At 72.0% G+C, this 14,953-nt stretch carries 1 protein-coding gene and 1 pseudogene (1 of these 2 running past the window's edge); one reads left to right on the forward strand and one right to left on the reverse strand.

Going from position 1 to position 14,953, the window contains the following annotated elements; all coding sequences use genetic code 11:
• Positions 1 to 13,956: pseudogene (locus K6I33_RS07175) on the forward strand (SDR family NAD(P)-dependent oxidoreductase); its annotated part reaches 14,190 nt to the left of the window's first position; the annotation flags it as partial.
• A gap of 102 nt (positions 13,957 to 14,058) precedes the next feature.
• Here the strand turns inward: K6I33_RS07175 and K6I33_RS07180 are convergent.
• Complete coding sequence (locus K6I33_RS07180) at positions 14,059 to 14,898, reverse strand: ABC transporter permease (RefSeq protein ID WP_229348932.1); 840 nt, start codon at positions 14,896 to 14,898, stop codon at positions 14,059 to 14,061.
• Positions 14,899 to 14,953 lie beyond the last annotated feature (55 nt).

The following is a 14,953-nucleotide window of genomic DNA, read 5'->3' on the forward strand; positions in this document are numbered from 1 at the left end:
CTTGTCGAGTCGTGGGGTGTGCGGCCGGAGTATGTGGCCGGGCACTCGATCGGCGAGGTCGCGGCGGCGCATGTGGCCGGGGTCTTCTCGCTGGATGACGCCTGCCGGTTGGTGGCGGCTCGTGGTCGTTTGATGCAGGAGCTGCCTGCCGGTGGTGCGATGGTGGCGGTTCAGGCAGCGGAGGACGAGGTCCTGCCGTTGCTGACGGACGGTGTTTCGATCGCGGCGGTCAATGGCCCGTCGTCGGTGGTGGTCTCGGGTGCGGAGGAATCCGTCCTGGAGATCGCGGCCCGCTTCGAGGCCGAGGGTCGCAAGACCAGTCGTCTTCGGGTCTCGCATGCGTTCCACTCGCCGTTGATGGAGCCGATGCTGGCGGAGTTCCGGGAGGTTGTGGAGGGCCTGTCCTTCGGCGCCCCGGCCATCCCGGTCGTCTCCAATCTCACCGGTGGCCTCGCCAAGCCCGAGGAGCTCGCCTCCGCCGAGTACTGGGTGCGGCACGTCCGTGAGGCGGTCCGCTTCGCGGACGGAGTGCGTACCCTCCTCGCCGAAGGCGTGAGCCGCTTCCTGGAGCTCGGCCCCGACGCCGTGCTCACCGGGATGGCCAAGGACACCCTCGGCGACGCCGCGGACGGTGCCCTGACGGTGTCCGCACTGCGCAAGGGACGGGACGACGTCGCGACCCTTGTCACCGCTCTCGGTCAGCTGCACGTACACGGCGCCGCCGTGGACTGGCACGCGTTCTTCGCCGGCCGGAGCACGCGCCGCGTCGATCTGCCCACCTACGCCTTCCAGCGCGAGCGGTACTGGGTGAACGCCACGACCGGCACGGGTGACCTGAGCGCCACCGGTGTGGACACGGTGGCGCACCCGATGCTGGGCGCGGTCCTGCGGCTGCCCGACTCGGACGGCGTGGTCCTCACGGGCAGGCTGTCGGTGTCGTCGCACCCGTGGCTCGCCGATCACGCGGTGCGGGGCACGGTCCTGGTGCCGGGCACCGGGTTGCTGGAGCTCGCCGTCCGGGCCGGTGACGAGGTCGGTTGCGGCCTGCTGGAGGAGCTGACGCTCGCCGCGCCGATGGTGCTGCCCGAGCGTGGCGCGATACAGGTCCAGGTCGTCGTGGGCACGGACGAGGCCGGGCGCCGCCCGGTGGCCGTGTACTCGCGGCGGGAGGACGCGGGCGACCGTGAGTGGGTCCGCCATGCCTCCGGGTTCCTCACGGCCGACGCCCAGAAGGCGGCGGCGTTCGACCTGAGCGCCTGGCCGCCGGCCGGTGCGGAACCGGTGCGGCTGGACGGGGCGTACGAGGCTCTGCGCGAGCACGGCTACGGCTACGGCCCGGTGTTCCAGGGCCTGCGGGCTGCCTGGAAGGCGGGCGACGAACTGTTCGCCGAGGTGATGCTGCCGGAGGGGGCGCGGGAGGAGGCCGGTCGTTTCGGTCTGCACCCGGCGCTGCTGGACGCCGCCATGCACGCCGCGATCTTCGTCGGCGCGGGCGACGGCGAGACCAGGATTCCCTTCGCCTGGACCGATGTGGCCCTGCACGCGGTGGGCGCCTCGGCGGTCCGGGTGCGCCTGTCGCGGCTCGACGGCGGCGGGCTGGCACTGGCGGTCGCCGACACGACCGGGCGTCCGGTCCTGTCCGTGGGCTCGATGGTCGGCCGTCCGGTCTCGGCCGAGCAGCTCGACACGGGCGACGGCTCGGGCGAGTCGCTGTACGGGATCGAGTGGTCCGGCGCGGCGGCTGCGGATGGTGCAGCGGTGTCATGGGCGCCGTGGGACGAGGCGATGGCGTCTGATGCGGTGCCGGACGTCGTGGTGCTTGACTGCGGCGTGACGCCGGAGGGCGATGTGCCCGGTGGCGTACGGGCCGTGCTGCACGACGTACTGGAGGCGGTACGACGCTGGCTGTCCGACGAGCGTTTCGAGGGTTCGCGTCTTGCTGTGGTCACGCGGAATGCGGTGGCTGTGGCTGATGGTGCGGTGCTGGATGTGGTGCAGGCTCCGGTGTGGGGTCTGGTGCGTTCGGCGCGGGCGGAGAATCCGGGCCGGTTCGTCCTGGTGGACACCGATGGCGGGCTTGAGGATGTGCCCATGGCGGCGCTGGCCTCGGGTGAGCCGGAGGTGGCGGTGCGTGGTGGTGAGGTGCTGGTGCCGCGCCTGGTGCGTCTGACCTCTGAGCTTGAGGCAGCGGATGTCTCCCTTGATGTCGAGGGTGGGGTGCTGATTACCGGTGGTACGGGTGGTCTGGGCGCGGTTGTGGCCCGTTACCTCGTGGCTGAGCGTGGTGTCCGGCATCTGACGCTGACGAGCCGTCGGGGTCTGGAGGCTCCGGGTGCTCTGGAGCTGGTGTCGGACCTGGCCGACCTGGGCGCGGACGCACGCGTCGTCGCCTGTGATGTGTCCGACCGTGCGGCGCTGGCCGCCGTGGTGGACGGAATCGCCACCGACCGGCCGCTCACCGCCGTGGTCCACGCTGCCGGAATCGGTGACAGTGCCTTGGTCGACGCCCTGACGCACGAGCAGGTGCACTCCGTGCTCGCGCCGAAGGCGGACGCGGCCTGGTGGCTGCACGAGCTGACGCGTGAGATGGACCTGGCGGCGTTCGTACTGTTCTCGTCCGCCGGCGGCCTCGTACTGACGGCCGGGCAGGGCAACTACGCGGCGGCCAACGTCTTCCTGGACGCCCTGGCGCAGCAGCGCCACGCCGAGGGCCTGCCGGCCACCGCGATGGCGTACGGCCTCTGGGAGGTCGGCGCCGGGCTCGGCCAGTTCCTCAGCGACATCGACCGCAAGCGCATGGCCACCCAGGGCGTCCCGGCACTCTCGTACGAGACGGGTCTGGAGCTGTTCGCGGCCGGGCTGCGGTCGGAGCGGCCTGCGGTCGTTCCCATCCACGTCGACACGGCCGCCCTGCGCACCCGTACCGACGAGATCCCGGCCCTGCTGCGCGGCCTCGCCCCCGTGGCACGCCGGTCGGCGGTCGCCGGGGACGGCATGGGAGCGGGCGAACCGGCCGGCTTCGTACAGCGGCTCGTGGGGCTGTCGGCGAACGAGCGACACCGTGCGGTGCTCCAGATCGTGCGCGGTCAGGTCGCGGCGGTCCTGGGGCACGGATCGGCTGAGGCGATCGGTGCGGAGCGGGCGTTCCAGGAGCTCGGTTTCGACTCCCTGGCGGCGACGGAGCTGCGCAACCAGCTCAACCGCGTCACCGGTCTGCGCCTCCCCGCCACCCTCGTCTTCGACCACCCCAACTCCCTCGCCGTCACCGACCACATCGAGGCCCAGCTGGCCCCGGTGACGGACGGACACGGCGCAGGCGGCGGAACGTCCGTCGACGACGACATCCGCCGGGCGCTTCAGACGATCCCGACGAACCGGCTGCGCGACGCGGGCCTGATGGACAGCCTCCTCGAACTCGCGGAAGTACGAGGACTGCCGACCGGCCCGGACGCGGAGGAAGCCGCCGACCCCAGCGCCGACGAAACTGCCGGCACCGACGGCGAGGCGCTGCTGGCCGCCCGCCGGGAGACCGCCCGCCTCCGGAAGCACAACCGCGAGCTCTCCGCGGCCCGGCACGAGCCCATCGCCATCGTCGGCATGGCCTGCCGCTACCCCGGCGGTGTGACCAGCCCCGAGGACCTGTGGCGGCTGGTGACGTCCGGTGGCGACGCGATCTCCGCGTTCCCGGACGACCGCGGCTGGGAAGGGTTCCAGGACGCGGGCCAGTACCCCCGCCTGGGCGGGTTCCTCGACGAGGCGGCCGGTTTCGACCCCGCGTTCTTCGGGATCTCCCCGCGCGAGGCCCTCGCCATGGATCCCCAGCAGCGGCTCACCCTGGAGCTGTCCTGGGAGGCGCTGGAGCGGTCGGGCATCGACCCGACCTCGCTCAAGGGCACCCGGACCGGCGTCTTCGCCGGTGTGATGTACCACGACTACCCCGGCAGCGACGGCAACGGCAGCGTGGTCTCCGGCCGGGTCTCGTACAAGCTCGGCCTGGAGGGGCCCGCCGTGTCCGTGGACACCGCGTGCTCGTCCTCGCTGGTCGCGCTGCACCTCGCCGTGCAGTCCCTGCGGCAGGGCGACTGCTCCCTCGCCGTGACCGGCGGTGTCACCGTGCTGTCGACTCCGGGCGTGTTCGCGGAGTTCGGCCGCCAGGGCGCGCTCGCTTCGGACGGCCGCTGCAAGTCCTTCGCCTCGGCCGCCGACGGCACGGGCTTCTCCGAAGGCGCCGGCTTCCTCGTCGTGGAACGTCTGTCGGACGCCCTCCGCAACGGCCACCCCGTGCTGGCGGTGGTCCGTGGCTCCGCCGTCAACCAGGACGGCGCGTCCAACGGCCTGACGGCGCCCAACGGCCCGTCCCAGCGCCGCGTCATCCGTCAGGCCCTCGCCAACGCCCGCCTCGCCGCCGACCAGATCGACGCGGTCGAGGCGCACGGCACGGGCACCACTCTGGGTGACCCGATCGAGGCGCAGGCGCTGCTGGCCACCTACGGTCAGGACCGGCCGGAGGACCGGCCGCTGTGGCTGGGCTCGGTGAAGTCCAACATCGGCCACACCCAGGCGGCTGCCGGTGTCGCGGGCGTCATCAAGATGGTCATGGCCATGCGCCACGGCGTCCTCCCCTCCACCCTCCACGTGGACGAGCCGTCGTCCAAGGTCGACTGGTCCGAGGGAAGCGTGCGCCTGCTGACGGAGACCAGGGAATGGGGTACGAACGGCCGCCCGCGCCGGGCCGGCGTCTCGTCTTTCGGCATAAGCGGTACGAACGCCCACGTCCTCGTCGAGCAGGCGCCGTCGGTGGAGAACACCGAGGAGGAGCGGGAGACGGCGCCGGTCGTGGTGCCGTGGCTGCTGTCCGCCCGCGACGAGAACACGCTGCGGGCGCAGGCCGAGCGCCTGCTGACCCTGCTGGACTCCGGGACGGAGCACAACCCGCTCGACGTGGCGTTCTCACTCGCCACGACCAGGGCCGCCCTCGACCACCGCGCGGCGGTCGTCGGCACGGACACGGACGAGCTCGTCGCGGGCCTGCGCGCCCTGGCGCGCGGCGAGGTGGCGAACGGCCCGCGGGCCGAGGGACTGCTGGCCGTGCTGTTCTCGGGTCAGGGTTCGCAGCGGTTGGGGATGGGGCGGGAGTTGTACGCCCGGTTCCCGGTGTTCGCCGATGCGTTCGATGCAATGTGTGCGGGGCTGGACGGGCATCTGGAGCGGCCGCTTCGGGATGTTGTGTGGGGTGAGGACGGGGAGCTGGTCGATCAGACCGTCTATGCCCAGGCCGGGTTGTTCGCGGTCGAGGTGGCGTTGTTCCGTCTTGTCGAGTCGTGGGGTGTGCGGCCGGAGTATGTGGCCGGGCACTCGATCGGGGAGGTGGCGGCGGCGCATGTAGCGGGTGTCTTCTCGCTGGGCGACGCCTGCCGGCTCGTTGCGGCCCGTGGGCGGCTGATGCAGGAGCTGCCTGCCGGTGGTGCGATGGTGGCGGTTCAGGCGACGGAGGACGAGGTCCTGCCGCTGCTGACAGCCGATGTTTCGATCGCTGCTGTCAACGGGCCGTCGTCGGTCGTCGTCTCGGGCGCGGAGGAATCCGTCCTGGAGATCGCGGCCCGCTTCGAGGCCGAGGGTCGCAAGACCAGTCGTCTTCGGGTCTCGCATGCGTTCCACTCGCCGTTGATGGAGCCGATGCTGGCGGAGTTCCGGGAGGTTGTGGAGGGCCTGTCCTTCGGCGCCCCGGCCATCCCGGTCGTCTCCAATCTCACGGGCACGCTCGCGACGGCCGAGGAGCTCGGGTCCGCCGAGTACTGGGTGCGGCACGTCCGTGAGGCGGTCCGCTTCTCCGACGGGATAGGCACCCTGGAGGCGGAAGGTGTGACCCGCTTCCTGGAGCTCGGCCCCGACGGCGTCCTGACCGCCATGGCCGAGGCATCGCTCACCGCCGAAGTCAGCTTGATCCCCGCTCTGCGCAGGAACAAGGCTGAGGAAACCGCTGTCGTGGACGCCCTGTCCCGGCTGCACACTTCCGGTGAGCAGGTGGACTGGGCGGCGTTCTTCACCGGCACCGGTGCCCGTCGCATCGACCTGCCCACCTATGCCTTCCAGCACCAGCGCTTCTGGCCGGTGGTGATGACGCCCCTCGGCGTCTCGTCCGAGGCCGACCACCCGCTGCTGGGTACGGCGGTGGAGCTGGCGGGCTCCGACGGCCTCCTCTTCACAGGACGGCTGTCCCTCCAGACCCACGCGTGGCTGGCCGACCATGCCGTCCTCGGTTCGGTGCTGGTGCCGGGTACGGCGCTGGTGGAGCTGGCGCTGCGGGCCGGTGACGAGGCCGGTTGCGGGGTGCTGGAGGAGCTGACGCTCGCCGCGCCGCTCGTCCTGCCCGAGCGGGGTGGCGTGCAGGTGCAGGTCCGGGTCGGCGAGCCCGACGAGGCGGGCCGTCGCGCCGTGACCGTTCACTCGCGACCCGACGACGGGCAGGACCAGCCGTGGACCCTGCACGCGCAGGGCACGCTGGCCGACGGAGTCGGCTCCGCCGCCGCGTTCGACGCGACGGTATGGCCGCCGGAAGGCGCCCGGCCCATCGACGTGGCGGGTGGCTACGAGCGGTTCGCGGAGGCCGGGTTCGCTTACGGTCCGGTGTTCCAGGGTCTGCGGGCGGCGTGGAAGCTCGGCGACGACGTGTTCGCCGAGGTGGCCCTGCCCGACGGTGTCGACGGCGGGGCGTATGGCCTGCACCCGGCGCTGTTCGACGCGAGCCTGCATGCCGCCGCCTTCGGCGGTGGCGACGGCGAGGGCCAGGGGGGCGTGCCGTTCTCGTGGACGGGCGTCTCGCTGCACGCCATGGGCGCTTCCGCGGTCCGCGTCCGTATCCGTACGGCCGGCGACGGCGCTGGGATGACGATCGCGATCGCTGACACGACGGGCGCGCCTGTCGCTTCTGTCGACTCGCTCGTGGTCCGGCCGATCGCGGCCGACCAGCTCACCACAGTGGACCGGGACTCGCTGTTCCGGCTCGACTGGACCCCGGTCCAGGTCACGGACGCCGAGGCCGTGTCGTACGCGGACCTCGACTCGCTGACCGAGACGGCGGATGCCGCCCCAGCGGCAGTCGTGGTCGAGGTCGGTGGCGGGGCCGATGTGGTGGGTTCGGTGCACGAGCTCACTGCTCGTGTCCTGGGTCTGTTGCAGTCGTGGCTGGTGGAGGAGCGGTTCGAGGGGTCGCGTCTGACGTTCGTCACGCGTGGCGCCACGACGGGTGGCGACCTGGCGGGTGCCGCAGTGTGGGGCATGGTCCGCTCGGCGCAGTCGGAGAACCCGGGCCGCTTCGGCCTGGTGGACCTCGACGGCGAAGCCGACACCGCGACCGTCCTGCCGCAGGCACTCGCCCTGGACGAGCCGCAGCTGCTGGTCCGGGACGGCGAGTTCCTGGCTCCCCGGCTGGCACGCGTGGAGCAGCAGCCGACGGCTGAGGTCTCCTGGAGCTCTGACGGTACGGTCCTGGTGACGGGTGGTACGGGCGGCCTGGGCCGTATCGTCGCCCGGCACTTGGCGACCGCGCACGGTGTACGCGACCTCCTCCTGGTCAGCCGCAGTGGCCCCGCCGCCGAGGGCGCCCAGGAACTGGTCGCCGAGCTGGCCACCCACGGCGTGGACGTGGCCGTGGAAGCATGCGACGTGACCGACGCCGCCGCCGTGGCCGATCTCGTCTCCCGGCACCGCATCACGGCCGTGGTCCACACCGCTGGCGTCCTCGACGACGGAATCATCGCTTCCCTCACCCCGGATCGCGTTTCCGCCGTCCTGCGGCCGAAGGTCGACGCTGTCTGGAACCTCCACGAGGCCACCAAGCACCTCGACCTCGACGCCTTCATCACCTTCTCCTCCGTCGCCGGTACCTTCGGCAGCCCCGGCCAGGCCAACTACGCGGCCGGCAACGCCTTCCTCGACGCACTCGCTCTGATGCAGCGCGCCGAGCGCAGGAGGGCGGCCCTGTCGCTCGCCTGGGGACCCTGGACGCAGGACAGCGGCATGACCGGCGCACTGAGCGAGGCCGAGGCCGGGCGGATGACCCGTGCGGGCATGCCGCCGCTGTCGCCCGAACAGGGCCTGGCGTTGTTCGACGCGGCGCTGGCCGGCGCCGTCGCCGGCGGAGAGGCAGCCGTGCTGCCCGTCCGCCTCGACCTGCCGGTGCTCCGGAACCAGGGCGAAGTGCCCCCGCTCCTTCGCGGGCTGATCCGTACGCGGGCCACACGCCGCGCGGGCACGGCGGCGGCCTCCGGGCTGCTCCAGCGCCTGAGCGGGCTGTCCACGCCCGAACGGCGCGAGGCTCTGCTCGACGTCGTGCGCGGTCAGATCGCCACGGTCCTGGGCCACGCCGGCTCCGCCGAAGTGGACCCGACGCGGGCCTTCCAGGACCTCGGCTTCGACTCCCTGACGGCTGTCGAGCTGCGCAACCGGCTGGGTTCGGTGACCGGCCTCCGGCTGTCGGCGACGGTGGTCTTCGACTACCCCACGGCGGAGGCCCTGGTGGGCTTCCTGCTGGACGAGCTGTTCGGCACGGAGGCCGAGACCGGGACCGGGGCGGTCGTGCCGGTCCGGGTGCTGCCGCCGGTCGCGGACGATCCGGTGGTGATCGTGGGGATGAGCTGCCGCTTCCCGGGCGGGGTCTCGTCGCCCGAGGATCTGTGGCGGCTGGTGTCGGAGGGCGTGGACGCGGTCTCCGGCTTCCCGGCCGACCGCGGCTGGGACCTCGACGCTCTCTACAACCCCGACCCCGACCACGCGGGGACCGTCTACACCCGTGAGGGCGGTTTCCTGCGGGAGGCGGCGGAGTTCGACCCGGCGTTCTTCGGGATGAGCCCCCGTGAGGCCCTGGCGACGGACTCCCAGCAGCGGCTGCTGCTGGAGGCCACGTGGGAGGCGATCGAAAGGGCCGGCGTCGACCCGGTGTCGCTCCGCGGCAGCCAGACGGGCGTCTTCGCCGGCGTGATGTACAACGACTACGCCAACCTTCTCTCCGGGCGTGAGTTCGAGGGCTATCAGGGCAGTGGCAGTGCGGGCAGTGTGGCGTCGGGCCGGGTGTCGTACACCTTCGGCTTCGAGGGCCCGGCGGTGACGGTCGACACGGCGTGTTCGTCGTCGCTGGTCGCCCTGCATCTGGCGGCCCAGGCCCTGCGCTCGGGTGAGTGCTCGCTGGCACTGGCCGGCGGTGTGACGGTGATGTCGACGCCGACCACGTACATCGAGTTCTCGCGTCAGCGCGGACTCTCCCCGGACGGCCGGTGCAAGGCGTTCGCGGACGCGGCCGACGGCGTCGGCTGGTCCGAGGGCGTGGGAATGCTGGTCCTGGAGCGCATGTCGGACGCCCGTCGCAACGGTCACCGGATCCTGGCGACCGTGCGCGGTTCGGCGGTCAACCAGGACGGTGCGTCGAACGGTCTGACGGCGCCGAACGGTCCGTCGCAGCAGCGGGTGATCCGTCAGGCGCTCGCCAGTGGCGGATTGTCCACTGCGGACGTGGATGTGGTGGAGGCGCACGGTACGGGTACGACGCTTGGTGACCCGATCGAGGCGCAGGCGCTGCTGGCGACGTACGGCCAGGACCGTCCGGAGGAGCGGCCGCTGCTGCTCGGCTCGGTCAAGTCCAACCTTGGCCACACCCAGGCGGCGGCCGGTGTCGCGGGCATCATCAAGATGGTCATGGCGATGCGGCACGGTGTCCTCCCACAGACGCTGCACGTTGACCAGCCGTCGTCGCACGTGGACTGGTCGGCGGGTGCTGTGGAACTGCTGACGGAGCGGACGGACTGGCCGGAGGGTGAAGGGCCGCGCCGGGCGGGTGTGTCGTCGTTCGGCATCAGCGGGACGAACGCACACGTGATCCTGGAACAGGCCGAGCCCGAGCCGACGCATGCGGACACGGACGCTCCGGAGTCCGACGTCGTCGTGCCCCTGGTGCTCTCCGGCAAGACCGAAGCCGCTCTGCGGGATCAGGCGGCACGCCTGCTGACGCACATCGACGGACGTCGGCCGGCGGATATCGGTTTCTCGCTGGTGTCGAGCCGGTCGAGCTTCGCGCACCGTGCGGTCGTACTGGCCGCTGACGCGGAGTCGCTGACGGGTGCGCTGGCGGCGCTGGCGTCGGGTGAGCCCGGTGCCGGTGTGGTGGTCGAGGGCTCGGTGGGATCCGGCAGGACGGCGGTGCTGTTCTCGGGCCAGGGCTCGCAGCGGCTCGGCATGGGCCGGGAGTTGTACGGGCGCTTCCCGGTGTTCGCCGACGCGTTCGACGCGGTGTGCGCGGGTCTGGACGAGTACATGGACCGGCCGCTGCGCGAAGTGATCTGGGGCGAGGACGAGGAGCTGATCAGCCGGACCGTCTACACGCAGGCCGGGTTGTTCGCGGTCGAGGTGGCGCTGTTCCGGCTGGTCGAGTCGTGGGGTGTGCGTCCGGACTTCGTCGCCGGGCACTCGATCGGCGAGGTCGCGGCGGCACACGTCGCCGGGGTCCTCTCGCCGGCCGACGCCTGCCGGCTCGTCGCGGCTCGCGGGCGGCTGATGCAGGCCCTGCCCCCGGGCGGGGCGATGATCGCCGTCCGGGCCACGGAGGACGAGGTCCTGCCGCTGCTGTCGGACGGCGTCTCGATCGCTGCGGTCAACGGCCCGTCGTCGGTCGTCGTCTCGGGCACGGAGGAAACCGTCCTGGAGATCGCGGCCCACTTCGAGGCCGAGGGCCGCAGGACGAGCCGCCTCCGCGTCTCGCACGCGTTCCACTCCCCGCTGATGGAGCCGATGCTGGCGGAGTTCCGGGAGGCCCTGGAGGGCATCTCCTTCGGAACCCCCGCCATCCCGGTCGTCTCCAACCTCACCGGTGGCCTCGCCAAGCCCGAGGAGCTCGCCTCCGCCGACTACTGGGTGCGGCACGTCCGTGAGGCGGTCCGCTTCTCCGACGGGATACGCACCCTTGAGAACGAGGGCGTGACCCGCTTCCTGGAGCTCGGCCCCGACGGCGTCCTGACCGCCATGGCCGAGGAGTCGCTGACCGAGCCGGCCACCCTCGTCCCCGCGCTCCGCAGGAACAGGGATGAGGAAACGGCGATCGTCAGCGCCCTCGCCGAACTGCACGTCCACGGTGGGAAGGTGGACTGGACAGCGTTCTTCGCGGGCACGGGCACGGGCGCGCGCCGCGTGGACCTGCCGACGTACGCGTTCCAGCACCAGCGGTTCTGGCCCACGGGCACGGCCGTACGCGCCGGGGACGTCCGGTTCGCGGGCCTCGGCTCCGCCGAGCACCCGCTGCTGGGCGCGGCGGTGGAACTGGTCAACACCGATGGCTTCCTCTTCACGGGCAGGCTGTCCGTCCAGTCCCACCCCTGGCTCGGCGACCACGTGGTGCTGGGTTCGGTGCTGGTGCCGGGTACGGCGCTGGTGGAGTTGGCGCTGAGGGCAGGCGACGAGGCCGGTTGCGGGGTGCTCGAGGAGCTGACGCTCGCCGCGCCGCTCGTCCTGCCCGAGCAGGGCGGTGTGCAGGTGCAGGTCTGGGTCGGTGAGCCCGACGAGGCCGGCCGTCGCGCGGTGACGATCCACTCCCGTACGGGAGAGGAGCCGTGGACGTTGCACGCCAGCGGTTTCCTCACCACAGGCCATGCGCAGACGCAGGAATTCGATGCGGCAGCGTGGCCCCCGGCCGGAGCGGAAGCGGTCGATGTCACGGGTGGCTACGAGCGGTTCGCGGAGGCCGGTTTCGCTTACGGTCGGGTGTTCCAGGGTCTGCGGGCGGCGTGGAAGCTCGGCGACGACGTGTTCGCCGAGGTGACGCTGCCGGAAGGCACTGACGGTGGGGCGTTCGGTCTGCACCCGGCGCTGTTTGACGCGAGCCTGCATGCCGCCGCCTTCGGCGGTGGCGACGGCGAGGGCCAGGGTGGCGTTCCGTTCTCGTGGACGGGCGTCTCGCTGCACGCCACGGGTGCTTCCGCGGTCCGGGTCCGCATCCGTACGGCCGCCGATGGCGGCGGGGTGTCGATCGCGATCGCCGATACGACGGGTGCGCCCGTGGCCTCCGTCGACTCGCTCGTGGTCCGGCCGATCGCGGCCGACCAGCTCACCACAGTGGACCGGGACTCGCTCTTCGCGCTCGACTGGACCCCGGTCCAGGTCACGGACGCCGAGGCCGTGTCGTACGCGGATCTCGACTCGCTGACCGAGACCGGGACGGCGGATGCCGTTCCTGCGGCGGTCGTGGTCGAGGTCGGTGGCGGGGCCGATGTGGTGGGTTCGGTGCACGAGCTCACTGCTCGTGTCCTGGGTCTGTTGCAGTCGTGGCTGGTGGAGGAGCGGTTCGAGGAGTCGCGTCTGACGTTCGTCACGCGTGGCGCCACCACGGGCCGTGATCTCGCTGCGGCGGCGGTGTGGGGCATGGTCCGCTCGGCGCAGTCGGAGAACCCGGGCCGCTTCGGCCTGGTGGACCTCGACGGCGAAGCCGACACCGCGACCGTCCTGCCGCGGGCACTGGCCCTGGACGAGCCGCAGCTGCTGGTCCGGGACGGCGAGTTCCTGGCTCCCCGGCTGGCACGCGTGGAGCAGCAGCCGACGGCTGAGGTCTCCTGGAGCTCTGACGGTACGGTCCTGGTGACGGGTGGTACGGGCGGCCTGGGCCGTATCGTCGCCCGGCACCTGGCGACCGCGCACGGTGTACGCGACCTCCTCCTGGTCAGCCGCAGTGGCCCCGCCGCCGAGGGCGCCCAGGAACTGGTCGCCGAACTGGCCACCCACGGCGTGGACGTGGCCGTGGAAGCATGCGACGTGACCGACGCCGCCGCCGTGGCCGATCTTGTTTCCCGGCACCGGATCACGGCCGTGGTCCACACCGCCGGCGTTCTGGACGACGGAATCATCGCTTCCCTCACCCCGGATCGTCTCTCGACGGTCCTGCGGCCGAAGGTCGACGCTGTCTGGAACCTCCACGAGGCCACCAAGCACCTCGACCTCGACGCCTTCATCACCTTCTCCTCCGTCGCCGGTACCTTCGGCAGCCCCGGCCAGGCGAACTACGCGGCAGGCAACGCCTTCCTCGACGCCCTGGCCCGGTACCGCCGGGCCGAGGGACTCGCCGGCGCGTCGCTCGCCTGGGGCCCGTGGGCCCAGGACAGCGGCATGACGGGCACGCTGACCGACGCCGACGTCCAGCGGATCGCCCGTACGGGCATGCCGGAGCTCTCCGCGGAGGAGGGCGTGGCGCTGTTCGACAGGGCGTTGTCGCTGGCGGACGAGCCCGTGACGCTGCCGGTGCGCCTCGACCTCGCGGCGCTGCGCGCCCGGGGTGAGGTGCCGCCGTTGCTGCGCGGCCTGATCCGGACGCCGGGCCGGCGGGCGGCCTCCACGGGGGCCGGTGGCGGCGCTGCCGCCGCCGATCTCGCCCAGCGGCTGTCGGGGCTGTCGGCGGCGGAGGGGCGCGAGGTCCTGCTGGACGCCGTCCGGGGACAGATCGCGACGGTCCTCGGGCACGCCGGTGGCGCGGAAGTGGATCCGGCCAAGGCGTTCCGGGACCTCGGCTTCGACTCGCTCACGGCCGTCGAGCTGCGGAACCGGCTCAGCGCCCTCACGGGCGTCCGGCTGCCGGCGACGCTGCTCTTCGACTACCCGACGGCCGGGGAGCTCGTGGACCACCTGTACGCCCGGGTGGCCCCGGAGTCCTCGCCCTCCGGCCCGGAGGCGGTCCTGGGCGAGCTCGACAAGCTCGAGAAGGCCTTCCTCGGCCTGGAGATCACCGAGGAGGTGTTCGAGCGGATCGCCGGGCGCCTGGAGATACTGAGGTCCAAGTGGGGCGCCCTGCGCGACGGCGGCAAGGGAGCCGGCGCCGGGGCCGCGAACGGGGCCGAGGAGGATGCGGAGTTCGACTTCGAGTCCGCTTCCGACGAGGACGTCTTCGACCTCCTCGACAACGAGCTCGGCCTCTCCGACGAGATCTGACGCCGGCCCGGAACACCGCTGCCCGTACCGGGATCCGGTACGGGCAGCGGTGTTTACGAGGTTTACGAGGTTTACGAGGTTGACGAGGGAAGGGAGAACACGTCAGAGGGGGCGGCGGAAGCCCAGCACGGCGGCCACGGCGCCTGCGACGGCGATGCAGCCGCTGATGAGCACCGCGGGCAGCGCCGCGTCGGCGCCCGGCACGTCGAGGGCCAGGGCGCGGGTGGCGTCGATGGCGTAGGTCAGCGGGTTGACCTGGGCGACGACCCGGAGCCAGGCGGGCAGGTCATCGACGGGCACGTACGCGCTGGACGCGAACATCAGGGGGAAGATGGCGATGATCGCGAGGTTCTGCATGGGCTCGGCGCGCCGCAGCCACGCGCCGGCCGCGATGAACGCCCACCCCAGCGTCCAGCTGATGAAGAGCGTCAGCCCGGCGGAGGCGGCGAGTTCGCCCGCGCCGCCCTTGGGGGAGTAGCCGAGCACGGTGATGCCCAGCAGCAGGATGATGACGACCTGGACCGCGCTGCGCACGAGGCTGGAGATGCTGCGGGCGATGAGCAGCGAGCTGGGGTGGATGGGGAGGGAACGCAGCCGGGCGACGATGCCGTTCTTGAGGTCGTCGACGAGGCCGACGCCGCTCTGCATGGCGGACTGGACGGCGTTGTCCACGAGGACGGCCGGCAGGACGAAGTCGAGGTAGCTGACGCCCTTGGGGAAGTGGGGCGGGTGTCCCATCTTGCTGAAGACCTGGGTGAGGACGAAGAGGATGATCACGGGCTGGATCAGGCCGAACAGGACCGTGCCGGGGTCGGTCGCCATTGCCCGGAGGGATCTGCCGGTGAGCACCCGGACCTGGCCGAGCATCGAGCTGCCGGACCAGGCGGTGGGGCTCGGCGCCGCCGTGCCCTCCTCCGGGGTCCGGGTGAGCGGTGCGGTCATGAAGTCTCCACAGTGAGCATGAACATGAGCATGTATGTGAGAACGGGGGTGGGGC

Source organism: Streptomyces sp. UNOB3_S3 (assembly GCF_020740895.1).
Classification (GTDB): domain Bacteria; phylum Actinomycetota; class Actinomycetes; order Streptomycetales; family Streptomycetaceae; genus Streptomyces.

Excerpts from the sequence above, each read along its gene's own strand:
- K6I33_RS07180 (WP_229348932.1), bottom strand. The coding sequence starts at position 14,898 with ATGACCGCACCGCTCACCCGGACCCCGGAGGAGGGCACGGCGGCGCCG.